The organism is Pristimantibacillus sp. PTI5, from assembly GCF_048572955.1.
In the GTDB taxonomy this organism is placed as follows: domain Bacteria; phylum Bacillota; class Bacilli; order Paenibacillales; family Paenibacillaceae; genus Pristimantibacillus.
Map to the genome: position 1 here is coordinate 863,510 of NZ_CP183886.1, position 24,513 is coordinate 888,022.

The 24,513-nt window shown below is 51.6% G+C and carries 21 protein-coding genes; 5 read left to right on the forward strand and 16 right to left on the reverse strand.

The genetic code is table 11. The features are described 5' to 3' along the window. Positions 1-3: 3 nt before the first annotated feature. The 5 genes from sufU to ACN6MW_RS04145 all read right to left on the reverse strand — a co-directional run bounded on the left by sufU (position 4) and on the right by ACN6MW_RS04145 (position 4,616). Entirely contained in the window at positions 4-435 is a 432-nt protein-coding gene (gene sufU / locus ACN6MW_RS04125; protein WP_419874349.1) for a Fe-S cluster assembly sulfur transfer protein SufU, read from the reverse strand. Continuing rightward, positions 422-1,648 (reverse strand): cysteine desulfurase, encoded by a 1,227-nt coding sequence (locus tag ACN6MW_RS04130; RefSeq protein ID WP_364152828.1) that lies wholly within the window; start codon positions 1,646-1,648, stop codon positions 422-424. The genes sufU and ACN6MW_RS04130 overlap by 14 nt, the downstream gene beginning before the upstream one ends. Beyond that, on the reverse strand, positions 1,645-2,952 hold the full coding sequence (gene sufD / locus ACN6MW_RS04135) for a Fe-S cluster assembly protein SufD (protein WP_419874350.1): 1,308 nt from the start codon (positions 2,950-2,952) through the stop codon (positions 1,645-1,647). Before sufD ends, ACN6MW_RS04130 begins: the two co-directional genes overlap by 4 nt. Positions 2,953-2,973: 21 nt before the next feature. Continuing rightward, entirely contained in the window at positions 2,974-3,753 is a 780-nt protein-coding gene (gene sufC, locus ACN6MW_RS04140; protein ID WP_308996882.1) for a Fe-S cluster assembly ATPase SufC, read from the reverse strand. Between the two features lie 281 nt (positions 3,754-4,034). Then, positions 4,035-4,616 (reverse strand): DUF1802 family protein, encoded by a 582-nt coding sequence (locus tag ACN6MW_RS04145; RefSeq protein ID WP_419874351.1) that lies wholly within the window; start codon positions 4,614-4,616, stop codon positions 4,035-4,037. Between the two features lie 155 nt (positions 4,617-4,771). Between ACN6MW_RS04145 and mtnK the strand changes: the two genes are divergently transcribed. Next, a complete protein-coding gene (gene mtnK / locus ACN6MW_RS04150; protein ID WP_419874352.1) occupies positions 4,772-5,983 on the forward strand; it encodes an S-methyl-5-thioribose kinase in 1,212 nt (403 codons plus the stop codon). A 24-nt stretch (positions 5,984-6,007) separates the two neighbouring features. Next, positions 6,008-7,060, forward strand: coding sequence for an S-methyl-5-thioribose-1-phosphate isomerase (gene mtnA / locus ACN6MW_RS04155; protein WP_419874353.1), 1,053 nt, complete (start codon positions 6,008-6,010; stop codon positions 7,058-7,060). A gap of 81 nt (positions 7,061-7,141) precedes the next feature. Here the strand turns inward: mtnA and ACN6MW_RS04160 are convergent, their stop codons facing one another. Then, the gene (locus tag ACN6MW_RS04160) at positions 7,142-7,447 is read right to left on the reverse strand and encodes a YunC family protein (RefSeq protein WP_419874354.1); all 306 of its coding nucleotides are present in this window, start codon (positions 7,445-7,447) and stop codon (positions 7,142-7,144) included. Between the two features lie 163 nt (positions 7,448-7,610). Between ACN6MW_RS04160 and ACN6MW_RS04165 the strand changes: the two genes are divergently transcribed. Further along, positions 7,611-8,153: a hypothetical protein gene (locus tag ACN6MW_RS04165; protein ID WP_419874355.1), complete on the forward strand. Its 543-nt coding sequence runs from the start codon at positions 7,611-7,613 to the stop codon at positions 8,151-8,153. A gap of 58 nt (positions 8,154-8,211) precedes the next feature. Here the strand turns inward: ACN6MW_RS04165 and ACN6MW_RS04170 are convergent, their stop codons facing one another. Continuing rightward, complete coding sequence (locus tag ACN6MW_RS04170; RefSeq protein WP_419874356.1) at positions 8,212-10,110, reverse strand: putative bifunctional diguanylate cyclase/phosphodiesterase; 1,899 nt, start codon at positions 10,108-10,110, stop codon at positions 8,212-8,214. A gap of 149 nt (positions 10,111-10,259) precedes the next feature. Beyond that, complete coding sequence (locus ACN6MW_RS04175) at positions 10,260-10,640, reverse strand: DUF423 domain-containing protein (RefSeq protein WP_419874357.1); 381 nt, start codon at positions 10,638-10,640, stop codon at positions 10,260-10,262. A gap of 64 nt (positions 10,641-10,704) precedes the next feature. Here ACN6MW_RS04175 and ACN6MW_RS04180 point away from each other — a divergent pair, with 64 nt between their 5' ends. Then, positions 10,705-11,202 (forward strand): hypothetical protein, encoded by a 498-nt coding sequence (locus ACN6MW_RS04180; protein ID WP_419874358.1) that lies wholly within the window; start codon positions 10,705-10,707, stop codon positions 11,200-11,202. A gap of 75 nt (positions 11,203-11,277) precedes the next feature. Here the strand turns inward: ACN6MW_RS04180 and ACN6MW_RS04185 are convergent, their stop codons facing one another. The 4 genes from ACN6MW_RS04185 to ACN6MW_RS04200 form a co-directional block, all read right to left on the reverse strand. Further along, positions 11,278-14,370, reverse strand: coding sequence for an AAA family ATPase (locus ACN6MW_RS04185; protein WP_419874359.1), 3,093 nt, complete (start codon positions 14,368-14,370; stop codon positions 11,278-11,280). Then, positions 14,367-15,542 carry an exonuclease SbcCD subunit D gene (locus ACN6MW_RS04190; RefSeq protein WP_419874360.1) on the reverse strand — a complete coding sequence of 392 codons (1,176 nt, stop codon included), beginning with the start codon at positions 15,540-15,542 and terminating at the stop codon, positions 14,367-14,369. Before ACN6MW_RS04190 ends, ACN6MW_RS04185 begins: the two co-directional genes overlap by 4 nt. Positions 15,543-15,831: 289 nt before the next feature. Beyond that, positions 15,832-16,959, reverse strand: coding sequence for an alanine dehydrogenase (ald, locus tag ACN6MW_RS04195; RefSeq protein ID WP_419874361.1), 1,128 nt, complete (start codon positions 16,957-16,959; stop codon positions 15,832-15,834). 22 nt (positions 16,960-16,981) lie between these two features. Next, positions 16,982-18,454 carry a CoA-acylating methylmalonate-semialdehyde dehydrogenase gene (locus tag ACN6MW_RS04200; RefSeq protein WP_419874362.1) on the reverse strand — a complete coding sequence of 491 codons (1,473 nt, stop codon included), beginning with the start codon at positions 18,452-18,454 and terminating at the stop codon, positions 16,982-16,984. 101 nt (positions 18,455-18,555) lie between these two features. Here ACN6MW_RS04200 and ACN6MW_RS04205 point away from each other — a divergent pair, with 101 nt between their 5' ends. Further along, the gene (locus tag ACN6MW_RS04205; RefSeq protein WP_419874363.1) at positions 18,556-20,175 is read left to right on the forward strand and encodes a PucR family transcriptional regulator; all 1,620 of its coding nucleotides are present in this window, start codon (positions 18,556-18,558) and stop codon (positions 20,173-20,175) included. On the opposite strand, the gene ACN6MW_RS04210 is transcribed toward ACN6MW_RS04205, so the two are convergent. The 4 genes from ACN6MW_RS04210 to ACN6MW_RS04225 are packed head-to-tail and all read right to left on the reverse strand — an operon-like array spanning position 20,172 to position 24,513. Next, positions 20,172-20,384, reverse strand: coding sequence for a hypothetical protein (locus ACN6MW_RS04210; protein WP_419874364.1), 213 nt, complete (start codon positions 20,382-20,384; stop codon positions 20,172-20,174). The two genes, ACN6MW_RS04205 and ACN6MW_RS04210, sit on opposite strands and share 4 nt — an antisense overlap. A gap of 18 nt (positions 20,385-20,402) precedes the next feature. Further along, on the reverse strand, positions 20,403-21,842 hold the full coding sequence (gene hydA / locus ACN6MW_RS04215; protein WP_419874365.1) for a dihydropyrimidinase: 1,440 nt from the start codon (positions 21,840-21,842) through the stop codon (positions 20,403-20,405). Continuing rightward, on the reverse strand, positions 21,843-23,147 hold the full coding sequence (gene preA, locus ACN6MW_RS04220; RefSeq protein ID WP_419874366.1) for an NAD-dependent dihydropyrimidine dehydrogenase subunit PreA: 1,305 nt from the start codon (positions 23,145-23,147) through the stop codon (positions 21,843-21,845). Beyond that, positions 23,140-24,513, reverse strand: coding sequence for an NAD(P)-dependent oxidoreductase (locus ACN6MW_RS04225; protein ID WP_419874367.1), 1,374 nt, complete (start codon positions 24,511-24,513; stop codon positions 23,140-23,142). Before ACN6MW_RS04225 ends, preA begins: the two co-directional genes overlap by 8 nt.

Genomic DNA, 24,513 nt, shown 5'->3' on the forward strand with positions numbered 1-24,513 from the left:
GTTTTAATGTGATTCTTGCTGCTGCTCGATCCCTTTGCGCAAGGCGTTCCACGCAAGAGTCGCGCATTTGATCCGTGCTGGGAATTTGTTAACACCCGAAAGTGCATCCAGCTCCTCATATTCATCAAATTCAACCGGTTCGCCCTTCATGAGTGCCGAGAACTTCTCAGCCATGGCAAGCGCCTCGTCAAATGTTTTGCCTTTAACCGCCTCTGTCATCATCGATGCCGAGCTCATGCTGATCGAACAGCCTTCGCCGCTAAACTTCGCATCCGTTACTTTCCCATCAACAACCTGGAGCTGAAGCGATATCCGATCGCCGCAAGTCGGGTTATTCAGGTTAATGGTAACCGATTCTTCATTCATTGTACCGCGATTCCGAGGATTTTTGTAATGGTCCATTATAACTCTGCGATATAAATCATCCAATTGCATGACCGAAGAACTCCTTTGTTTGTAATAAGGCATCGGCTAAGCGGTCAATTTCATCTTCAGTATTATATAAATAAAAGCTTGCTCTTGCCGTTGCAGATACGTTCAACCAACGCATAAGAGGCTGGCAGCAATGATGGCCTGCACGGATTGCGATGCCTTTGGAATCAAGCACGGTCGCTACATCATGCGGATGCACATCCTCCAAATTGAAGGTCACGAGCCCTACACGGTTTTGCTTTGGTCCGTAAAGCGTGATGCCATCGAGCGACGACAATTTCTCATATGCGTAAGCAGCCAGGCGTCTCTCGTGCTGATCGATTTCTTCAAGCCCGATTTCCTGTAAAAAGTCGATGGCTGCGCCGAGGCCGACAGCCCCTGCAATAATCGGCGTACCGCCTTCAAAGCGATACGGGATCTCTTTCCAGGTAGACTCGTATAGATCAACAAAATCGATCATCTCGCCGCCGAATTCAATCGGCTCCATCTTGTTAAGCAGCGCCTTCTTGCCATACAATGCGCCGATGCCCGTAGGACCACACATTTTATGGCCGGAAAATGCATAAAAATCAACGTCTAAATCTTGAAGATCGATTTTCATGTGCGGTGTGCTTTGCGCGCCGTCAACAACCATAACAGCGCCATTCCGATGGGCAATCTGCGTAATTTCCTTAATCGGATTAATAAGACCGAGCACATTCGAAACATAAGTAACCGATACGACCTTCGTTTGCGGAGTGATCGTTTTCTCGACATCCTCCAAAGAAATCGTGCCATCCGGCTGCATCGGTATATATTTCAAGGTTGCGCCTGTCGCTTTCGCTGCTTGCTGCCATGGAATCAAGTTGCTGTGATGCTCCATCGGCGTGATGACGATTTCGTCGCCTTCGCCGCACATCGAGCGTGCATAGCTCGATGCAACCAAATTCAGCGCCGTCGTTGTGCCGCGGGTAAATATGATTTGCTCCGGTGCTCCCGCATTCAGAAATTTCGCTACCTTCTCGCGCGCTCCCTCATAGGCATCAGTCGCCCTAGAACCAAGTGAATGCACGCCGCGATGAACGTTCGCGTTATCCAGCTCATAGTACCGATTAACCGCATCAATGACGGAGCGCGGCTTCTGCGAAGATGCCGCGCTGTCTAGATAAACGAGCGGATGCCCGTTTATTTCTTGATGCAATATCGGGAATTGCTCCCGAATCGCATTTATATTCATCCCTCTAGCTTCCTTTCGAGCAAACGCTGAAGCTGACCGCGAACCGCCTCGACAGGAATTTCCGAAACGACCGGTGCCAAAAAGCCGTAAATGATTAAACGTTCAGCGTCTTGCTTAGATATACCGCGCGACATCAGGTAATAGACCTGCTCCGGGTTAACTTGCCCAACGCTTGCCGCATGACCGGCAGTAACATCATCTTCATCAATAAGCAAAATCGGATTGGCGTCGCCGCGCGCTTTCGGGCTAAGCATTAGCACCTTCTCGGTTTGTACACCGTTCGCTTTCGTCGCACCTTTCTCGATCTTCGTAATTCCGTTAATAATCGCCGAAGCGGAGTCTTTCATAACCGCGCGGGTTACCATGTTGCTGTCCGAGCTTTTGCCGAAATGCACGGCTTGCGTCGTCAAGCTGTTTTGCTGCGCGTTTTTGCCAACGCTGATAACCTTCGCATCGGAAGTGGAGCCCGTGCCTCTCAGCATGGATTTAGTATCGGACAACGTATTACCGTCGTTCAAATCACCGATAATCCATTCCATTTGACCGTCGTTTTCAATCACCGAACGACGGATCGACATATCGACGCCAGTCTCGCCCATATGATGGATTGAGCTGAAGCGAACGTGAGCGCCCGGCTTAACGAACACTTCAACGACAGAAGGATGTACGAACGGCGCGCTGCTGGCGCCTGGTTCCGAAACTACGCAATCCACGTAAGTCACTCGGCTATTATTATCCGCAACGATCAGGATATGCGGAGCAAATGTTGCTTCGGCATTGTCGTTGTAGAAAATAGCCTGCAGCGGCAGCTCGACTTCTACGTTTTTAGGAACATAGACGAAGACTCCGCCGTTCCATATGGCTGCATGCAGCGCAGTAAGTTTATCTTCGTTCTTCGCCACGGCTTGGAACAAATATTTTTGAACTAGCTCGCCATGCTCTTTGCACGCGGTCTCCAGGTCTGTAAAAATAACGCCTTTGCTTGCATATTCGTTTGAAAACTGATTCCATACGATACCGGAATTGCGTTGTACCAGCAAGTTTTCCGATCCTTCTGCTACCAATTCGCGAACAACCTCAGGAAGCTCGCTAATTGCTCCAATCGTTGACGGCTGCTCGTAGTTTCCTACTGCCGTTAAATTCCACCGTTCAATACGAACCTTCTCTGGCTTTGGCCATCCGAGTGTTCCGGCAAGCTCAGCCGCTTCTCCGCGCAGTTCAACAAGCCAGTTCGGCTCGCCTTTACTGCGTGCCAGCGCTTCGGCAGCTTGACGGTTCGTCGGAGTAGTTAGTTGTGTACTCATCCGTTATGCCCCCTTCTCCGCTTAAGCCTGGCCGACTGTTTCATCTACGATGCCAAGTTCTTCTTTAACCCAATCATAACCTTCGTTTTCCAAACGCTCTGCAAGCTCAGGTCCGCCGGATTTAACGATACGTCCTTGCATCATGACATGGACGAAATCCGGAGTAATATAGTTAAGCAACCGTTGATAGTGAGTAATAATCAAGAAACCGCGGTCTTCCGAACGCATAGCGTTTACGCCTTGCGATACGATACGAAGCGCATCGATGTCAAGACCGGAGTCAATTTCATCAAGCACGACGATTTTAGGATCAAGCAGCATCATTTGCAAAATCTCGTTACGTTTTTTCTCGCCGCCCGAGAAGCCTTCGTTCAGATAACGGTGAGCGAACTCAGCGTTCATTTCCAGTTCCTTCATCTTGCTTTCCATTTTGCGAATGAATTTGATCAACGAAATTTCGTTGCCTTCGCCAAGACGCGCATTCAATGCGCTGCGAAGAAAATCAGAATTCGTTACGCCAGGAATTTCGCTTGGATATTGCATAGCAAGGAACAAGCCTGCAAGCGCGCGCTCGTCAACGCCCATTTCAAGAATGTCTTCGCCGTTCAATACGGCCTTGCCTTCGGTTACTTCATATTTAGGATGTCCCATCAAAGCAGATGCCAGCGTGGATTTACCGGTACCGTTAGGGCCCATGATCGCGTGAATTTCTCCACCTTTAATGTCGAGGTTGATTCCTTTTAAAATTTCTTTTCCGTCGATAGCCGCTTTCAGGCCTTCGATGACAAAATGCGTTGCCATGATATGCTGATCCCTCCAAGGTTGGTTTAATTCGCTCAGTCACTTCTATATAGAATAGCTAGCTACTATAGAGTGATTCTCAATGATTCTCAATAATCATTTTAATATAGTTTTTGTTATAAATCAATCCGAGTTGACCTTGTTTCGCTGATTTTGTCTTTTTTTCACGCTAAAAAACTGACATTCTACGTCTCTCATCTTCTATAATTTTCCCGTAATGACAGAGAATTTGCCGTCCATTCCCGATTTTCGCTGAAAGCATGCATCTCCATAGCGCTTCATTAGGCAAGTGCTTGCTGTATCTTTTCCACTTCTGCTTGGAATGCGGCATCGTCCAATACGGGTACCCTTGCCGGTGCGCCGATTTCCTCTTCCAGTCTTACCCAAGATTTGCATCCGTTATAAGCCGGCAGCATCGTTATTTCTAATGGATTCTCCAAACGGTACACACGAAGCACCAAAACATGCAGCGGTTTCGTTTTTTTCCAGCGCAATCTTTCTTCCGCAAACGTATCTGTCCATATATGCAAACCACGCAGCCGGTCTAGCGTTTCCTGGTCGGTTATTTCGATATCCATGGCAACCTCGGCATAAGCCTCGATCGCCACCGAATCCGCGTCCAAAGACCAGCCTGCAAGCGTTTCGTCCAAATCAGCCGCGAACGGCTCCTTTAAAAGATGCTTTTTCTGATGCTCATACGCAGGCATTAAATAAAAGCTAGGGCTTAATAGCTGAAAATCGCGCGTTTCCTCGATAATCCCGCCTTTGCGCATGACGATGATTTGCTTTCCCTCGACAAGGGCTTTAACGCTGACGGCCCATTCCTTCAACGCAATGTTTTGCGGCTCGTTTTCTGCAGTCATTTCGCTTCCTCCATCCAACTCGTCTATAAACTTGTCTATATTTGATAACATTATATCAAACGAAGGTATTCCAAGGCGAAATAATATACATTATACTATGTTGAGATGAATACTGGGCATTGCTGCCCGACTACTAAATCCGGAGGTGGACAGCCATGTCTGCATATCATCCATTAACAGAACAAGAAGCCATTCAAATAGCCTTGTCACTTGACGGGTTCTTCCCGCAAGGCGCTGCACTAACGAGCCGTGAGATTGGCGACGGCAACTTAAACCTGGTGTTTCACATCACGGACCCCGCCAGCGGCAAAAGCCTTATTATGAAACAAGCGCTGCCTTATGCTAAAGTTGTTGGCGAGTCTTGGCCGTTGACGCTTGACCGCGCGCGAATCGAGAGCGAGAAGCTGATTTTGGAAGGCGAGCTTGCTCCGGGTCTTGTTCCGATCGTATTTAAATACGATCCCGAGCTTTATCTGACCATCATGGAGGATTTAAGCGATCACATCATTATGCGCCAAGGATTAATCAGCGGCACGCGTTATCCCAAGTTCGCGGATGATATCTCAACCTTTATGGCCCGCACGTTATTTCTCACTTCCGATCTGGGAATGAACCAGCAGGAGAAGAAGCTTCGCGTAAAAGACTTTGTTAATCCCGAGCTGTGCAAAATAACAGAGGATCTTATTTTCGATGATCCGTATACCGATTCGCCGAATAACAGCTTTGATCCGGCCATTCGGGATGCTGCCGAAGCGCTGTGGCAGGATCAACAGCTTCACTTGGAGGTCGCGATCCTGCGCGATAAGTTCTTGACTAACGCGCAGGCGCTGCTTCACGGGGACCTTCACACGGGTAGTGTATTTGTAACGCCAGAATCCACGAAGGTCATTGATCCAGAGTTTGCCTATTACGGTCCGATCGGCTTTGACATTGGTGCCGTTATCGCGAATTTGCTTCTAAACTATGCCGGGCAGGAACATTGGATTGCAGATGCAGGCAAACGCAGCGATTTCCGTCAGTACCTAACCGATACCGTTCGCGATGTATGGAATATGTTTGACCAAAAATTCCGTGCCCTTTGGAATGAGCAAGGATTGGATCGGATCGCTACTTCCACGCCGGCCTACCAAGAATATTACATGAACCGTTTGCTGCAGGATGCAATTGGGTTTGCAGGATGCAAAATGGTACGCCGAATCGTCGGCTTATCGCATGTCGCGGACATTGACCGCATCCCCGATGCTGCTGCGAAAGAGAAAGCACAGCGTTTAGCTCTAGCAATCGGAACATCCCTTATCCGCAACAACCGCAATGCGCAATCCATCGAGGAAGTTATCGACGCGGCCTTATCCCAAACAAATAATTGATTGAAACAGAGAGGATTTGACAACATGACAACGAATTACGCTGGTTTGCAATCCGTGATTTGGACGAAGGACAGGGTTGATCTGCTTGATCAGCGGCTTTTGCCCGAGGAGATCGTATATTTGCCCCTATTGACCGCAGAGGATGTTTGGGAGGCCATTCGCCATCTGAAGGTTAGAGGAGCGCCGGCAATCGGAATATCCGCGGCTTACGGCGTAGTGCTTGGCAGCCGGGATGAGAAGACTTCCGGGGCTTGGCTCTCTCAGGTTATCAAACAAGCAGAATATCTTGCTACGTCCAGACCAACCGCTGTTAATTTGTTTTGGGCGCTCGATCGCATGAAGGCCGCAGCTGCTTCCTATGTTGAGCAGGGCTTGTCCCTGGAAGAAAGTAAGGCCGCATTGCTGACGGAAGCGATCGCGATCCAAAGCGAGGACGAGGAGACGAATCGATTGATTGGGGTGCATGCATTGTCGTTGTTCAAGGACGACATGGGCGTCCTTACCCATTGCAATGCCGGCGGCTTGGCGACTGCTAAATACGGTACGGCGCTTGCCCCGTTTTACTTGGCTTTGGAGCAAGGCATTACGCTTCGCGTATATGCCGATGAGACGCGTCCGGTGCTGCAAGGCGCCCGCTTGACGGCATTCGAATTGCAACAGGCCGGCGTAGACGTCACGCTCATCTGCGATAACATGGCTGGCATGATCATGGCCAAAGGCTGGGTGGACGCCGTTATTGTCGGTACGGACCGCGTTGCGGCAAATGGCGATGTCGCCAACAAAATCGGCACTTACAGCGTTGCTGTATTAGCCAAAGCGCATGGCATTCCTTTTTATGTAGCGAGTCCGCTTTCGACTATCGATTTAAACACGCCAACCGGTGCAGAAATTCCGATTGAAGAAAGAAATGCCGAAGAAATCACGGAAGGCTTCGGTAAACGTACGGCGCCTCAAGGCATTAAAGTGTACAATCCAGCCTTTGACGTTACGCCAAATGAATACGTAACCGCCATTATTACGGAAAAAGGCATCATTCAAGCCCCTTACGATGTCAACCTGCGCAAGCTTTTTGAATAAATAACGAATAAAAAATAGCCCTAATCTGATGTGCGTGATCTTATTCTCCAGCACAGAGGATTAGGGCTATTTACCTGTCTTTTAGAGCATCAGCCGGAGTGCCTCTGAGCCCTTCATGCCTGCAACGACTCCGATTGACTCGGCAGATGCTGTAACCGACTCCAAAGGGGCTTCCATCAGCTCCTCCAACGTTCGTACGCCGACGGCGCGGCCGGCCAATATTTCCCTGTCCTTGAGACGTTCATTTAGCAGGGCAACATCTAACGCTCCGCACATAATGTATCCTTTATCTGTCATAATCGCGAGCAAAGTTGTTTTGGGCAGCTTCACTTCAACGCCCAGAACGGTTTCTCCATTCTCAAGTATGAAAGGTACCATCCGCATCATACGGGATCCACCCCTTTCGTTTCACATAATTAAGAGGAATTGCACTGCAACATCATTATATGCAGCAAATATTTGGGCAGTGTTGAATAAATGCTTTTTTCAGCCTACATGAAAGCCTAATTTAGTGGTATATTAGTACTACATCACTCAGTACGGAGGTACTATGGAAAAACAACGCTCAGCCCCAGACCAATCTTCCTTTGTTTTTAACATCGAGGTGCTAGTTGAAGGGAAAAACAATGCTGAAGCTTTGGAACAATTGCTTCATTCGCTTAATCGTTCAGGCTTCGTTGATTTTCGCATCTTATCCGGCATCCGGTTAGGCGATCAAATTGCTCAGCGGAAAACGAATGCACTGTCCGTTCAAAACATCCCCATACCATCGGAGCGAACTGAAAACGTTACCATATCAAACCAGGCAGGCAAGAACACCGTTCAAAGTAACGTTAAGCTTAACGACAAACCGGCAAACAAGCCTGCAGCAGAATCGTTAGAAGAACTGAGTTATTTCGATAAAATAAAAATGATCATGAAAAACAATACGCTCATTAGACTGATCGTGAACAAGGGGTTAGGCATAAAGCTCAGCATCCCGTGCAGAATCATCAATTTGGATGAATCCGAACACATTATTACCGTATATCATGTCGATGAGAAACAAGTGTATACGTTCCGGTTAAATGAAATCGAAGACTTTTCATATTAATACATCAGCACAAAAAAACCGTTCAACTGACGTTTTCATCGTCAATGAACGGCTTTTTTTATACATAGCCCGGTGTGAGCATTTGTTCAATATTTTCACTCGATACGGGAGGACTCCAGAAGTAGCCTTGCATTTCATCGCATTTGTGCTTGCGCAAAAACGCCATTTGCTCTTCCGTCTCAACGCCCTCCGCTATTACCTGAATATTGAGGTTGTGAGCCATCGCAATAATGGCCGCAACGATTTCTGCATCGCTTGGGTCCTGCTGGATATCGCGTACGAAGGAGCGGTCGATTTTCAGGCGGTCAATCGGGAAATTTTTTAAATAATGAAAAGAACTGTAACCCGTGCCAAAATCATCGACGCTGATATTGACGCCTAAATCCGTTAAATCCAATAAACATCTGGATACATGGCTCACATCCATAGTCATTGACTCCGTAATTTCAAGATCCAAATATTTAGCATCAAGGCCCGTTTTCTCCAGCACGGCGGATACCTTGCTTGCCAAATCATTTTGCACGAATTGCCTAATGGATAAGTTTACGGATACCGGCATTAAGGGCAAACCTGCATCTTGCCATGCTTTGTTTTGGCGGCATGCTTCTTCCAGCACCCAATCGCCAATTTGTACGATCATACCGCTTTCTTCTGCTAACGGAATAAAGTTTCCTGGCGGGATCATCCCTTTTTGCGGATGATTCCAGCGCACAAGTGCTTCGACGCCAACCATCGTTCCCGATACGAGATCGTATTGCGGCTGATAATGAAGGATAAACTCTTCCCGCTGAATTGCGCGGTACATCTCATGCTGAAGCGTAAGCCGCTCAAGCGACGAGTTGCTCCAGCTGTCCGAATAAAGCAGGCAATCGTTTTTACCGCTTTCCTTTACCTTCACCAGCGCCATATCGGCTTTCTTGATCAACGCGTAACTATCGTCGTTCTCATCCCGGTTGGTTACCAATCCGATACTAGCCGTAATATGCAGCGGAAACCCGCTTAATTCATAAGGCTCCTCGATCGATTTCAGAAGCTGTCTAGATAATTCAAGCAGATGCTTCTCCGATTGCAAATTGCAATACAACAAAGCGAATTCATCGCCTTCCATTCGGGCTGCAAAATCATTTTCCGAGAAGTCCCGGTTCAGCCTTTCAGCGACCTGCATTAATAGGATATCCCCGAATTCACGGCCGAAGGACGCGTTGACCAGCTTAAAACGATCCAAATCCAAGTAGCATATGCCGACCACCCGTTCCTCTTCCTTAGCTCTTGCAAGCGTCTCGGTCAGCTTCATTTGGAACAAGGTGCGATTCGGCAAACCGGTCATATCATCGTAATAAGCCATGTAGCGAATCCGTTCAACATTCCGTTTACGGTCGCTTAAATCCTGACTAATGATTACGGTGCCGATAACCTCATCTTCCTGCATCATCGGGGAACAAACGACTTGAAGCTCCAACGGAAATCCGGAACCATGGGTAATATTAATATTGATCTGCTTCGTTTCGCCTAAGAGAGCCTGCTCGAACGTTTCATTCAGCAATGACCGGCTCCCGGGATCGACGATCCGTAATATCGGATCGCCAAGAAGCTCTGTCCGGTGATAGCCAAGCGTACGGCTTGAAGCTTCGTTCATCTCTATAACCATACCGCCTTTATCGAGAACCGCCAGGGGTACTGCATCCGATCGAAGCAAGGTTTCGACGATGGCCGTATGATAATTTTGGAAGTTGAACGTATCGCTTCGCTTAATATAAACAATAATCGCGGTTACGAACAGCGATGCCGCTATGGCCGCAGCGGTCCATTTGTACATCGATTCGGAAATAAGCAAAAAGGAGACGGCGCTCCAAACCAAGGCAAGAGCGATCAGAAGGCAGCTAATGATCACCGGTCCGTTAAATGTTTGTTTGAACTGTTTTGTTTTTTCAGGAAAACCATCCATCCGTTTCGTCACGCACAAACGTCCTTCCACTATTTCGAGTCAAGTGAGTGTTCGCTTTATTATAAACGATGTATGCCTTCCGGTATAGAAATATTTACTAAAGTTTATTATTTCAATGCATGACCGAGAATAATGCCATCTTTCCTTTTAATGACATTTTATCAGTTTTTATTTTGGTTTAATGCCGAAATAATTACGCATGTCCAACCCGCAAGAATGGCTAAGCCGCCTATAGGCGTAATCATACCGAGCTTGCTAATGCCGCTTACCGCAAGGACATACAGGCTTCCGCTGAAAATGACCATGCCCGCCAAGATAAGCCTGCCGCCGATCAATGCCAGCTTTCCTGCTTCGATCTGCTTGGCAAACAAAGCAATAAGCATAAGTCCAAGAGCGTTATACATATGATAGCGAACGCCCGTTTCGAAAATATCAAGATAATGCTCAGTCAATTTCTGTTCTAATCCGTGCGCTCCGAAAGCGCCAAGCGCGATCGCGATTGCAGCGTTTATTGCGCCGATTGCAAAATATTTTGGAAACATGTTGTTTTCAATCCTTTCAAATTTGTGTATAATTTTACCGTAATTAGTAAAGGAGACGATAAATATGGAAAATGAATCTAATAACTTCGCCAACCAGCCGACTCAGAACGATCCATTCGGATCGAAGCCGATCTTCTCAAACGAGCCCATTGTCAATAACGGTCCGAAGAAACAATCCGGGCTGGGCATTGCAGCCTTCATCATTGGGTTGGTATCGGTCGTATTGCTTATTATTGCTTTCGTTTCAGGCAGCAGCTTCGCTGACCAAATTGCGGATTCCAACCTCACTTTAGCGGATCCGGAGGATACGGCGGCCTTTCAAGCATCGATCGAAGCGCTTGGGGAAACCGTGCTCGCTTCTTTTGTAATAGCTATCGCTTGTATCTTTGGGGCAGGCTTCCTTGCGTTTATCGCCCTCATCCTATCCATCGTTGCTGCTTGCTCCAGCAAACGCCGCAAAATGTTCGGCGTGATTGGCATCGTGCTTAATGTTTTGGTAATCGTCGGCGCAATCAGCTTGTTTTTTGCGGGTATCGGCGCCCTTGCAGCCAACGTGGCTTAATTGTAAATCCTTTTTCATGAAGCCTGCATCAGCCGCTTTTCGGCGCCTGATGCAGGCTTTTTATGTTTTGGCTGCCTACTTCACTATCATTTTCGTGCGGCTAAAGCCTTCTTTCGTCTTGCTGACCTCAAGGCAAGCCGGGAATGCGTCCTTCAGCTCCTGCACATGCGATATGACACCGATCATTCTTCCCGCCTTCTGCAGATCCACCAGCGTCGTTATCGCCTTTTGAAGCGATTCCTCATCCAGGGAGCCAAACCCCTCATCAATAAACATCATTTCGATCGTTACTCCGCCCATGTGGGATTGAATAACGTCGGTCATGCCAAGCGCCAAGCAAAGGGACGCATTGAATTTCTCGCCGCCGGATAACGTTTTGACATCACGGTTTTGCCCCGTATAGGCATCGTATACGTCTAAGCCCAAACCGCTTTGTTTGCCCCGGTTTTCAAGACGATCGCTTCTTTGCAAAGAAAACTGCCCGTTGGATAAGTCATGCAGGCGCACGTTTGCGGCAAATAGGATTTGTTCTAAAAACTCGATCAAGATATACCGCTCGAACGAAATCTTGAGTGCATTATCTCCCTTAAGCATATGGAATACGTCCATAACTTCCTCAAGCTTAGACTCCAGCATTTTCACCTCTGCATTAGCCCGTCCGATGGACTCCGTCAGGCGCCGGGCGACTTGAACGGTACGCATAGCCGTCTGTGCCGCAGCCAGTACATGCTCGAGCTGCTGCTTGAGCGCCGATAGCTCGTCTTGAAGCAAAACAAGCTCCACTCTCGGTTTGCCGGCAAGCTCGCTTTGGAGCTCCGCCAATTGCTGCATCAATGCTGAGAGCATCGTCTGATAAGAGGTGATATCTTTCCTTAGATGCTCTCTTTCGTTCTCGCCCATTACTGCCTCTTCATAATGCTGAACCGTAGTAAAGCCCGCTTTCAAAAGCTCCTTCAGCAGCCGCTCCCCGGCAAGCTGCTTATTGCTCTCCGCTTCCGCAAGCTGACGCTCCGCTTGATCTGCGTAGGCTCTCTGCTCCGCCAGCTTCGTAGTCTTCTGTTGAAGCTGTTCCTGCACGGTGACCCAAGCCGCTGCCATTCGTTCCGAGGCTGCTTGCCGCTCATTCCGCTTTGCTTTCAGGCTCTCCGGCGTTCGAAGCGTATCCGGAATGCGCGCCAGCTCCTGCTGCAGCGCCGACTGCTGCGAGGTTCTTTCGACGACGAGACGCTGCCTCTCTTGCTGAAGCTGATCCTTCGCATGCATATGTTTATCCAGAAGCTGCTCCTGGCGTTCCATGAGCTGTTTCAGGTCCGGCAGCTGCTTGGCTTTCAGCAGAAGTTTATCGGTCTCTTCTTTTAGTATTTTCCACTGCTGCAGAAGCTGTGTCCGCTGCTCTTCCGGCTTCACGGGCTGCAAGCCGAATTCAGCCAGCTCTCTTGCCCCTTCTTCCCGTGTCGCCCGTGCGGCCGCGGCCTGCGCTCGCGCTTCAAGCCATTCGCGCTCCATCGCTGCAAGCTGCGCCTTCGCCTCCTGAAGCCGTTCCCTGGAAGGGACGTCAGCAAGGGTATTCGCCTTTACCGGATGCTCCTCGCTGCCGCATACCGGACATGGCCTGCCATCATGCAAATGGGCGGCAAGCAGCGCTGCCTGCCCTTCAATCCATGCGGCTTCAAGCCGGTCATGCTCATCTTTTGCTTTGGCGAACGACTGCGCGAATGCCTTCTCGAGCTGAGCGATGCGCGCCATTTCCTTCTCTACGTCGACTAAACGCTTCAGCTGCTTGCCTTGCTGCTCCACAAGGCGGAGCTTGTCCTGCTTATCGGCCAATCCAGCCGTTTCCAGCTCCGTTTCTTTAATTTGCGCATACGCCGCTTGGCGCTTTTCCCGGAGCTGAATGAGCTCAGCCTCCAGCGCTTCCTGCTTAACGGCGCATGCCCGTTCCTCCTGCACAAGCTTGTCGATTGCCTGCTGCTGGCTTGCGAGCATCTTTACCGCAGGCTCCAATTCCAGCAACCGGCTCAGCTCTCGCTCCGCCTCGCGGCGTTCGTCTCCGCGCTTCTCCTCCGCAGCATAACGTTCCGCTGCCAGAACATGCTCGCGCCCGGCTGCTTCAAGTTCGGCATGTCTGACGGCAGCCTGGCTTTTCTTTGCGGAAGCATCCATCCTTGTTCGCTCCGCATGCTCCTTGTACGGCGTTAATGCAGCTGCCTTCTCCGCTAGCGCGAGCCGCTGCTCCTTGCCCGCATACTCCGGCTTCTGCTCATTCAACTGCAACAGCTGTGCCTGCTTGCGGTCATGTTCCTCATGCTTGCCATTAAGCGCCGCGGCTAACCGAAGCTTCAGCTCCTGCGCATCCAGCCGTGCAACGATCGCGGCTTTCTGCTCACCCGCTTCGGATGCAAGCTTATCGTAAAATGCAACTTCCTGCCCCAAGGCCTCCGTCACCTGCGCGGCGCTGAAAACCTCCTGCTTGAGGGTGAGCGAAAGCGCGCTGTTTGCCCGCTCCGGCAGCGCCTCCTGCACTTGCTTCAGATAGGCATTTTCGGTCGCCTTCGCTTCCTTTAGCTGGTCCTGCAGTCCGCGATGCTTCTGTTGGAAGCGGCTCTCCAGCCGTTCATAAAGCTCCGTTCGAAAAATGCGGCGCAAAATTTCTTCTTTATTATCGGTATCCGAAGTAAGCAGCTTACGGAATTCACCCTGCGGCAGCATCACGATTTGGCTGAACTGTTCCTTGGACAAGCCGATAATTTGCTCGAGCCGCGCATTTACGTCCGATACGATGAAACGGTCTACGGCGGGCACCGCTTCTCCGCCGGTCATTTCATACAGCTCCGCTTTGCTCCCGGTCTCGCTTTTGTTCCCGCCTTTGCGGTGAGGCATTTGCCTGATTACCATATAGCTTCTGCGACCAACCGCAAATTCAAATTGGACCGAGGTATGCGTGTCTTCCGCGGCGAAATGGCTGCGCAGCATTCGCGAATCTGCACGGTCCTCACCGCTGGCAGTCCCGTAAAAAGCAAAACATATCGCATCGAAAATCGATGTTTTACCGGCTCCCGTGTTACCTGAGATGACAAATAAGCGGCGATGCTCCAGCAAGTTGAAATCAATCGTTTCCGTATCGCGGTAGGATCCGAACGCCGTCATCGTTAGCTTTATCGGCCTCATATTGCTCCCCCTTCCTCACGCAGCAGCTCCGCGTACGTTTGCGCGAACAGCTGTTTTTTCGTTTCGGAAAGCGGCTGTCCTTTGACCTCTTTATAAAAAGCGGCAAACAGCTCGACCGGATCGGCTTCCCGCCTTTTTGCAGCGCTGCCTGCTTCCGCCGAAGTGCCGCCTGCGAGAGCGGAGGCCGCAAGCGCCGTACGGCGCTCGACATGGAGAGCATTCGGATAAACCGCTCTTACCTTTTCCATCGGAAACAAAACCGGATTATCGTTAAGCAGCGTAACGAATACATAATCCTCGTTAACCTTATGCATCTCGATTTCCTCTATCGGGGCAGCGATACGGCGCATATTCCGAAGCGGCTGCAGCTCCCGTTTCTCGACAACTGCGTCGCCGGCCCCGTTAAGCTCGATTACCAAATAACCCTTAATGTGGTTTTCCTCTGAGATTGAATATTTAAGCGGAGAGCCTGCATACCGAATCGTATTGTCCCGCACGAAATGCGCCTGGTGCAAATGACCGAGCGCCGTATAATGAAATCGTTCAAAATAAGCGGCGCTCACATGCTCGGCGCCGCCAATGGACAACGGCCGTTCGGAATCGCTCGTATTAAGCTCCGGCTCGCCGGTTGCCGTCACGAAAGCATGGCCGATAAGCACATGCCTAGCCGCCGGGTCCATCGTCGTTGCAATTTTATTCGTAATCGCCCGCATGGCATCATCATGGGATTTAATCGAATCATCGTTTAGCTCATAGCGCACCAGAGCAGGGTCGGCATAGGGCACGAGATGAAAGTGGACCTCCCCAAACTCGTCGCGCAGGATGACCGGATCCATATTCCCGCGCAGCTGTCCGGCCAAGTACAGACCTTGATTCTCCATCATCTTGGTGCCGAAGTTGATCCGGTCCGGACTATCATGGTTACCAGATATCGCGAGCACCGGTGTTTTCAAATCAATTACAATACGGCTCAACAGCTCGTCCAGCAGCTCGACGGCCTCTGTAGGGGGTACGGCCCTGTCATAAAGATCGCCTGCAATAATAACGGCATCCGGACGTTCCGATTCAATGGCCTGCAGCAGCTGCTCCAATGCGTAACGCTGGTCTTCCGTCATATATACGCCTTGTACGAGCTTGCCCAAATGCCAGTCCGCCGTATGAAATAGCTTCATTCTTTTCAAACATCCTTTCCTCGCACATCGAAATCTAATCGAAGCATGCTATGATTCTATCTTTTATATTACCATTCGACTCCTCACATCGCATAGTACAGCGAGTTCTCCTCCGCTTGTTCGGCACTCAGGATAGGTTTGAACGCTGTTATAAGTTACGGTGATCGCCTATCCTTTGCCCGTTAAAAGAGTCAACAAGGATGGCCGGACGCTGGATGCCGGCAGCAAAAAAACAGTGGCCATCCTCGCTGCTGCGATCGCTGCGGGAAAGGTCACTGTTTTTTTGGAATTACGCCGATATTGCCCGCAGGCATTCGCTCAGCTCCGCGCAGTCCAGCCCATGCGCCTCGGCTACAGCCCCGTGGGTTACAAATCCTGATATCGTATTGACTCCTTTGCTTAACGCAGCGCTGTTCTGCAGCGCTGTCTTCAATCCGGCATTCGCTAACGCGACCACATACGGCAAGGTAGCATTCGTCAAAGCTGCCGTTGCGGTTTGCGGCACCGCTCCCGGCATATTGGCTACGGCGTAATGAAGCACCCCAAACTTCTCGTAAGTCGGCGAAGCATGCGTTGTAAGGCGGTCAATCGTTTCGAATATGCCTCCTTGATCAATGGCTACATCAATGATGACCGAACCGCTGCCCATTGCGCTGACAGTCGACTCGTTAACCAGCTTTGGCGCCCGCGCGCCTGGAATGAGCACCGCGCCAATGACCAGATCGGATTGCCGCACCGTATCTGCCACTTGGTTAGAGGTTGATGCCAGCGTGTGGACTCTTCCACCGAACCGTTCGTCTAAATAACGGAGGCGATGGGCATCGGTGTCCATAATCGTCACATCGGCGCCTAAGCCCACCGCAATTTGCGCGGCCCCCGTACCGACAACGCCGCCCCCTATGATCGCTACCCGCCCTTTGCGGACACCTGGCACTCCCCCGAGCAAGATGCCCCGGCCTCCGTAGGTCTTCTCCAAAAATTGCGCTCCGATCTGCGCGGCCATACGTCCCGCTATATCGCTCATCGGCGTCAAAAGCGGCAGTTGCCCTCCGGCAAGCTGCACCGTTTCATAAGCGATGGCCGTCACCTTATGGCGGATTAACGCCTCCGTCAGCTCGGGCTCGGCTGCCAGATGCAGATAGGTAAACAACAGCAAGTTCTCGTGAAAGTAGCGGTACTCCTCCGGCAGCGGCTCCTTCACCTTCAGCACCAGCTGCTTGCTCCAAACATCCTCCGGATAGGGCACGACGACCGCTCCCGCCGCCGTAAACTGCTCGTCTGCAATGCCAGACCCGACTCCGGCGCCGCTCTCAATAAACACTTGATGTCCGTGCCGCGATAATTCATGAACGCCGCCCGGCGTAATGGCGATGCGGTTCTCTTGGCTTTTCAACTCCTTCGGAATTCCGATCTCCATCACCGCTCTCCTCCTTTGTCCGTTAGAAGTATCTGGACGTAATCATTTTTTTCTTCGTATAAAACTCCACGCCGTCCTTGCCGTTCGCATGCAAATCTCCGTAGAAGGAATCCTTCCATCCCGAAAAAGGAAAAAATGCCATGGGCGCGGGTACGCCAACGTTAACGCCAAGCATGCCGGCCTCCGCCTCCTCTCGGAACTGGCGCACCGCCTTCGCGTTCTCGGTATAAATAACCGCCGAGTTCCCGAATCTGGAGCTGTTGACGATCGCCAGCGCTTCATCCAGATCGGCGGCGCGCAATACGGACAATACGGGCCCGAAAATTTCTTCCCTCGCAATCGCCATATCCGGTTTCACAAGGTCAAAGATCGTTGGGCCTAGAAAATAACCGTTTCCGCCGCGCTCGGCTGCCAGCCTGCCGTCAAGCAGCAGCTCCGCGCCTTCAGCGGATCCCCGCTCAATATACGTCTCGATCCGAGCGCGGTGCTCCTCCCGGATCACCGGTGTCAGCGTGACCTCGTCCCGCATACCCGAGCCGATAACCATCGCTTTCGCCGCAGCCTGGAGCGCCTTCATAAAGCCGCCGGAATCGCCGACCGCAACGACGGCCGAGCAGGCCATGCAGCGCTCGCCTGCGCTTCCGAAAGAAGAGGCTATTATGTTCTCCACCGTTTTCTCCGCCTGGGCATCGGGCATAACGATATGGACGTTCTTGGCGCCGGCGAGCGCTTGGACTCTTTTTCCGTAAGAAGATGCACGTTCATATACATATTTGGCGACCGGCTGCGAGCCGACAAAGGATACGGCTTTCACTCCCGGACTGCCCGTCAACGAATTCACGACGTCGTGAGCGCCATGAACGACATTGAGAACGCCGTCCGGCAGGCCGGCCTCCTGAAGGAGCTGCGCAAGCCGATTCGCCGTAAGCGGCGTTCTCTCCGACGGCTTTAGCACGAAGGTATTACCCAATGCGATAGCAAGCGGGAACATCCAGCAGGGCACCATCATCGGAAAATTAAACGGCGTGATGCCGCTAACTACGCCAATCGGTACACGGAAGAGCTCCGAATCCAGATCGGTCGCGATATTAGCTAACGTCGCGCCCATCATATGCGTGGGAGCCCCGGCAGCAAATTCCACGTTCTCGATGCCCCGCTGCACTTCGCCGAATGCTTCCTTGAAGCTTTTTCCGTTCTCGGCAGTGATGATCTCAGCAAGCTCCTCCGCATGCTCCTGCAGCAGCTGCCAGTAACGGAACAGCACCCTTGCCCTGCGCGGAACGGGGGTTTTGCTCCATGCCGGGAAAGCCTGCTCGGCAGCAAGCACGGCCGCCGCAGCATCCGCCGCAGCCGACAGCGGAACATGGGCCAGCACTTCGCCTGTCGCTGGATTTAACACTTTTTCTACTAGCACGCTCGTCGAATCCACCCATACGCCGTTGATGAAATTGCGTAATTTAAGCGTTTCCTGCCTTGCGTTTGGTTCGATGGCCATCCCCTCAGCTCCCTCTTCCTCAAATTTTCCGCACATGACATTTGGACATCTTGTATAATCAGTAAAAAGCGTTTCAAAACCAGTATGGACGGTGACTGCCTATGGTAAAAACGGTGCTGCAGCTAACGGTTAGAGAGATTTTGGAGCGTCCCTTATTTCAGAAAGCGGAGGCCATTGCCAGCGAGGAAGCGCTGAACCGCACCGTAAAATGGGTTCATATCATGGAAGTAACCCAAGTCGGACATCTATTAAACGGCCATGAGCTCATTTTGAGCACGGGCATAGGCTGGCATGATGACGAAGCGCTGAGCCTGTCTTTCCTCCGGCAGCTGATCGACAGCGGAGCCTCGGGCCTATGCATTGAGCTGGGTCTTTACGCCAAGCAGCCGTTTGACAAAATGAAAGAGCTTGCGCTGCGCGAAAATTTCCCTCTTATTTTTTTCCACGAAGAAGTCCGCTACATTGATATCACGCAGGATCTTCATGCCCACTTCATCCACCAGCACCACCGCATGGTTTCCGAGCTGGAGTCGCTGTCGACTGAGCTTAACCAGCTTCTACTCTCCGGTAAAGGCTTGATGTCTCTCCTGAGGCTGCTTCATCAAATGACCGGCGCTCAAGTCGCCTTCTTCCCTTTAGGCGCCGAAGCCCATTTCATACCGCCTATGCCAAAAGCCAAGGCTGACCGCTTCTACGAGCAGTGGATTTACGGCAAAATGTTTGCGGACCCCCAGCAGAAGCGAATGATCGCCCATCGACCGATTTTAGCTCTCGACCATCTGTTTGCCGATTTGCTGCTGCAAGGCAAGCAGGAGCTTAGCGAATTTCAAATATTAGCCTTAGACCGCGCCGCAACAGCCATTGCCCAGGAAATGATGCGGACCAAATACATGGAGGAACGGCGACGGCACAAAGAGGATCTTTGGTCGGTGGATTGGCTCAGCGGCAAGCATTCGGCGAATGAGATCCGGGACTATATCCGCGCCTTAAAGCCTGCGGCCAAGCTAACCGGCGCGGCCGTGTGCCTCTTCGACATCGGAGAAGCTTACAAAGCATTAACCGACAAGGATGACGGCAGCCTTATCATTCAGAAGAATATGGTTGCCCGCGCTATTTTCGAAGGGGAAGGATTCCTGCTTCTGCCGTTAGTGCTCCATGGCCACATTGTATTCATCGCCCTCGACCAGCTCGGCGCCGTTCAATATCAGGAGCGCTTGCTGCGGTCCATAAGCCGTCTGCAGAAGACAGAGCTGCATCAGGAGCCGGCTTTTTTCTCTTCGCATATCGGCATCGGCAGCTATATCACCCAATTAACGAATGTGCAGGAAAGCTACGAGACAGCCAAGGAAACGATCGCGATTCAAAAGGACATCGGCCCGCTTCCTTCCCCCTTCTACCATGATTTGCATCTTCACAAAATTATTTATACGCTCAAAAAGGCAGATGCCCTTCCGGCATTAATGGATGAATATATCGGCCCGGTGGTCAACAGCGATCTGGAAAAGGGCGGACATCTGCTGCTTACTTTAAACGTCTATTTGCAGCTTTCAGGCTCCAAGCAGGAGACGGCCAAAGCGCTCTTTATCGCCAGGCAGACGCTCTATCACAGGCTGGATAAGCTCGCTGCGCTGCTTGGGAAGGATTTTATGGAGCCGGAAAAAAGGTTAACCATCGAGCTCGCGCTTCGCGCTTACCAATATATGCATGGCCCGATCCGTTAAGGCGCGAGAGACTGCTTGAGCAGCAGATTGGCAAAATATTTCCGGGCATCCGCCGTCTCTACAAGCAGCTTTGCTTCATCTCCACCGGGATGCTTAAGCTCCAGCCAATCGCCGCTTAAGCCTTCGCGTACTCCGGTAATGACATACTGCTGCTTAATATAGGAATCAATCTTGCTTTTTTCTTCGGCATATTGCTTATAAGCGGACATGGCTGTCCCTCCCCTGCGTTACTGCTTTACCTTTTCCAGCGGGTCGGCTATAGCTGTGGATCCCGCTGAATTCAGCGGTGTGTAAGGCGCCCGTTTCAAGTACCGGCCTGCTCCGAGTGCACCAACGAATTGACGTTCCCGCACGACGAACTCGCCGCGCGAGAGCACGCTCTCCGGCAATCCGGTAACCGTCAGCCCTTCAAACGGATTATAGTCCACGTTCATATGATGCGATGCAGCCGACAGCGTCCGCTGCGCCAAAGGATCAAAAATCACGATATCCGCATCGCTCCCGATCGCGATCGTCCCCTTCTGCGGAAAAAGACCGAACAGCTTCGCGCTGCGCGTTGCCGCGATGTCGACAAATTGATTAAGCGTAATACGCCTTTTCATTACGCCCTCCGAATAGAGCAGCGAGAACCGGTCTTCGATAATAGGACCGCCATTCGGGATTTTACTGAAATCGCTGAGGCCCAAATCCTTCTGCCCGTCAAAATTAAAGGAGCAGTGATCCGATCCCAGCGTTTGCAGCTGGCCGCTCTTCAGCGCATTCCACAACACCTCCTGATGGAAGCTCTCGCGAAGCGGCGGCGACCATACATATTTCGCCCCTTCAAAATCCGGCATCTCCAGGCAGGACTGGTCAAGCACCAAATATTGCGGACAGGTTTCTCCCCACACATCTACGCCCTGAAGACGTGCTTCCGCGATTTGCTGCACGGCTTCCGCGCATGTCACGTGAACGACGTACAGCCTTGCGCCGGCAAGCGCGGCAAGCTTTGCTGCCCGCCCCGTAGCTTCCCCTTCAAGAACGGACGGTCTCGTAAGGGCATGATAAATCGGTTCCGTATGGCCTTCCTCAAGCGCCTTCTGGATGAGAAAATCAATGACGTCGCCATTCTCGGCATGTACCATCACCATCGCGCCTAGCTCTTTTGCTGCGAGCATCGTCCGAAATAAAGTGCCGTCATCGGCTTGAAATACGTTTTTGTAGGCCATAAACACCTTTAAAGAGGTGATGCCTTCTTCCCTGACGATTGACGGAAGCTCAGCCAGCACCTCGTCATTGATTTCCCCGATCATCAGATGAAAGCCGTAATCGATCACCGCTTTTCCATCGGCTTTCTTATGCCAAGCGGCAATTGAATCGCTGAGCGGTTTTCCTTTCGCCGATAAGCAGAAATCCACAATGGTTGTCGTGCCTCCGAAGGCAGCGGCGGTTGTTCCGGTAGCAAAATCATCGGCCGTCACCGTTCCGCCAAAGGGCATTTCGAGATGGGTATGCGGGTCAACGCCGCCCGGAAACACATATTTGCCTGCCGCATCGATGATTTCATCGGCTTCTGCCTCCAAATCTTTGCCGATCCGAGCGATTATGCCATCCTTGATCAGCAGATCGGCCGTATACGTATCCGATGCCGTTACAATCGTCCCATTCTTAATGAGCTTCGTAGTCACCTACACCGCCTCCTTTTTATCGCCGCCCTCTGATTCCTTCCCTTTCCCTACTGCAGCAATAGCCGCTTGCCGCTGATTCCAGCTCAGGGGCATCTCGGTAGCCGGGATTTCAATCATTGAAATCGCCCCTTCCACCGGACAGACGATCGAACAAAGGTTGCAGCCCACGCAATCCTCCTCGCGCACTTTGAGGTATGCAGCGCCGTTTTCGTCCGTATGCCGTTCGATGCACTGATGCGAGGTATCCTCGCAGGCAATATGGCATTTATTGCATACGATGCACGTATCCTGCTCGATTCTAGCGACGACTGCGTAATTCAGATCAAGATCGCCCCAATCCGAATATCGCGCGACCGATTTGCCAATCAGCTCATTTACGGATTGGAGACCCTTATCGTCCAAATAATTGTTCAATCCGTCGATCATATCCTCCACAATACTGAAGCCGTGGTGCATCGCTGCCGTACACACCTGTACGCCTGTCGAGCCCATGAGCATAAACTCGACCGCATCCCGCCAGTTCGAAATGCCTCCGATTCCCGAAATCGGAACGCCGACTAACGGATTTCGAGCGCATTCCGCAACCATATTGAGTGCAATCGGCTTTACGGCCGGGCCGCAATAGCCGCCATGCGCCCCCTTGCCGCCCACATGCGGAATCGTATTCCATGTATCGATGTCTACCCCTGCCAGCGAGTTTATCGTATTGATCAGCGAAATCGCATCCGCTCCGCCCCGCACGGCCGCTTTGGCAGTCGCCGTAATGTCCGTAATGTTGGGCGTAAGCTTAACGATAACCGGCGTTCTTGCCACCTCTTTGACCCACATCGTCTGCATTTCAACCAAATCCGGCTGCTGCCCGGAAGCGGCGCCCATTCCCCGCTCGGCCATGCCATGCGGGCAGCCGAAGTTCAGCTCCAGCCCGTCTACGCCGATCGCCTCGACCCTTTTTACAATTTCATGCCATTTCTCACGCTTCGGTTCTACCATCAACGATACGACAACCGCATGACCCGGGAACCTTTTTTTCGTTTCGTAAATTTCCTTTAGGTTAACTTCCAGCGGCCGATCCGTAATCAGCTCGATATTATTGAAACCAGCCACGCGCTGGCCGTTAAAATGAACGGCCGCAAAACGGGAGGAGGTATTAATAATCGGATCGCCCAGCGTTTTCCACACCGCGCCGCCCCAGCCCGCTTCGAATGCGCGCTGTACCTGGTAACCCGTATTCGTCGGCGGCGCCGAAGCGAGCCAAAAGGGATTCGGCGAAGAAATGCCTGCCAATTGGATTCTAAGATCAGCCATGCAATTCCCTCCTCGCTCCGATTGTATTGTAAATGGAGAATGCCGCCAGCTTCCCTTGCTGCGCCGCGGATACCACCATGGCCTCCCCTTGCCCCCCGCCAAAAACCACGTCTCCTGCCGCATATATACGGGGGTTGGAGGTTTGATACGTCTCCGTATTGACCATCACGATCCCCCGCTTATGCTCCAAGCCAAGCTGTTCGATCAGCGGCAAATGCCGCGTCTGCCCAATGGCCTTGATGACGGCGTCCACCTCCAGCAGATAGGCGGAGCCTTCTATCGGAATAGGCTTTGCCCTGCCGCCTGCTTCATCGGCTTCAAGCCTCATCGCTTGGCATTCGAGCGCTTTGACGTTTCCATCCGCATCCCCGATAATCCGGCTCGGAGCACTCAGCCACTCAAACTCCACGCCGTCCTGCTTGGCGAACTCGAATTCGAAATCGTAAGCGGTCATCTCTTCTTTCGTCCGCCGGTAAACCATCTTCACGTTGGACGCTCCTAATCTAACCGAACAGGTCGCAGCATCCACCGCCGTATTTCCTGCTCCGATTACAGCGACCCTTTTGCCGATAAAATCTTCCGTAATCTCGGTTTTGGTTGATTCCACAAAATCAATTGCGTCATACACGCCTTTTAATTGCTCGCCCTCTATGCCGAGACTAGGTACCTTGGACATGCCGATTGCGAGAACGATAACGTCATATTGCTCCAATAAATCATCTACGCCGACATCAATGCCGACCTTCGTGCCCGTCCGAATTTCAACGCCTAGCTTCTGCACCTGCTCGACCTCCCAGAGCGAAATGCGCTGCGGCAACCGGAACGAAACGATGCCATACGTGTCCAGGCCGCCTGCCTGCTCCTTCGCTTCATATAAGGTGACCGCAAAGCCGAACCGGGCAAGCTCGCGCGCCGCCGACAGCCCGGCAGGGCCGCCTCCGATGATCGCCGCCGACTTACCGTTGCTTGGACCGGCCGTGAACAAATTCTGTTCATTTTTAATGGCCCAATCCGTCGCATAGCGCTGAAGCTGTCCGATCATGATCGGCTTTGAGGAATGGTTAAGCACGCATGCGCCCTCGCAAAGCTCCTCCGTCGGGCAAACCCGCGCGCAGGTAGCGCCAACCGGATTTGCGTCCATAATGGCGCGCGCCGATCCTTTCATGTTGCCGGAAGCGATTTTTTTAATGAAAGACGGGATATTTATGCCTGTCGGGCACGCCTTTATACAAGGTGCATCATAGCAATACAAACAGCGGTTAGATTCCTCAATCGCTTCCTTCGGCCGCATTCCCGCCTTCACCTCGGCAAAGTTCCGCCTGAGCGAATCGACGGGAATAAACGCCGCATTGACCGTCATGCCCAT

What these genes read in the sequence shown, in the direction of transcription:
- sufU (WP_419874349.1), bottom strand. Translation starts at nt 435, where the DNA reads ATGCAATTGGATGATTTATATCGCAGAGTTATAATGGACCATTACAAA.
- ACN6MW_RS04130 (WP_364152828.1), bottom strand. Translation starts at nt 1,648, where the DNA reads ATGAATATAAATGCGATTCGGGAGCAATTCCCGATATTGCATCAAGAA.
- sufD (WP_419874350.1), bottom strand. Translation starts at nt 2,952, where the DNA reads ATGAGTACACAACTAACTACTCCGACGAACCGTCAAGCTGCCGAAGCG.
- sufC (WP_308996882.1), bottom strand. Translation starts at nt 3,753, where the DNA reads ATGGCAACGCATTTTGTCATCGAAGGCCTGAAAGCGGCTATCGACGGA.
- ACN6MW_RS04145 (WP_419874351.1), bottom strand. Translation starts at nt 4,616, where the DNA reads ATGACTGCAGAAAACGAGCCGCAAAACATTGCGTTGAAGGAATGGGCC.
- mtnK (WP_419874352.1), top strand. Translation starts at nt 4,772, where the DNA reads ATGTCTGCATATCATCCATTAACAGAACAAGAAGCCATTCAAATAGCC.
- mtnA (WP_419874353.1), top strand. Translation starts at nt 6,008, where the DNA reads ATGACAACGAATTACGCTGGTTTGCAATCCGTGATTTGGACGAAGGAC.
- ACN6MW_RS04160 (WP_419874354.1), bottom strand. Translation starts at nt 7,447, where the DNA reads ATGATGCGGATGGTACCTTTCATACTTGAGAATGGAGAAACCGTTCTG.
- ACN6MW_RS04165 (WP_419874355.1), top strand. Translation starts at nt 7,611, where the DNA reads ATGGAAAAACAACGCTCAGCCCCAGACCAATCTTCCTTTGTTTTTAAC.
- ACN6MW_RS04175 (WP_419874357.1), bottom strand. Translation starts at nt 10,640, where the DNA reads ATGTTTCCAAAATATTTTGCAATCGGCGCAATAAACGCTGCAATCGCG.
- ACN6MW_RS04180 (WP_419874358.1), top strand. Translation starts at nt 10,705, where the DNA reads ATGGAAAATGAATCTAATAACTTCGCCAACCAGCCGACTCAGAACGAT.
- ACN6MW_RS04185 (WP_419874359.1), bottom strand. Translation starts at nt 14,370, where the DNA reads ATGAGGCCGATAAAGCTAACGATGACGGCGTTCGGATCCTACCGCGAT.
- ACN6MW_RS04190 (WP_419874360.1), bottom strand. Translation starts at nt 15,542, where the DNA reads ATGAAGCTATTTCATACGGCGGACTGGCATTTGGGCAAGCTCGTACAA.
- ald (WP_419874361.1), bottom strand. Translation starts at nt 16,959, where the DNA reads ATGGAGATCGGAATTCCGAAGGAGTTGAAAAGCCAAGAGAACCGCATC.
- ACN6MW_RS04200 (WP_419874362.1), bottom strand. Translation starts at nt 18,454, where the DNA reads ATGGCCATCGAACCAAACGCAAGGCAGGAAACGCTTAAATTACGCAAT.
- ACN6MW_RS04205 (WP_419874363.1), top strand. Translation starts at nt 18,556, where the DNA reads ATGGTAAAAACGGTGCTGCAGCTAACGGTTAGAGAGATTTTGGAGCGT.
- ACN6MW_RS04210 (WP_419874364.1), bottom strand. Translation starts at nt 20,384, where the DNA reads ATGTCCGCTTATAAGCAATATGCCGAAGAAAAAAGCAAGATTGATTCC.
- preA (WP_419874366.1), bottom strand. Translation starts at nt 23,147, where the DNA reads ATGGCTGATCTTAGAATCCAATTGGCAGGCATTTCTTCGCCGAATCCC.
- ACN6MW_RS04225 (WP_419874367.1), bottom strand. Translation starts at nt 24,513, where the DNA reads ATGGGCATGACGGTCAATGCGGCGTTTATTCCCGTCGATTCGCTCAGG.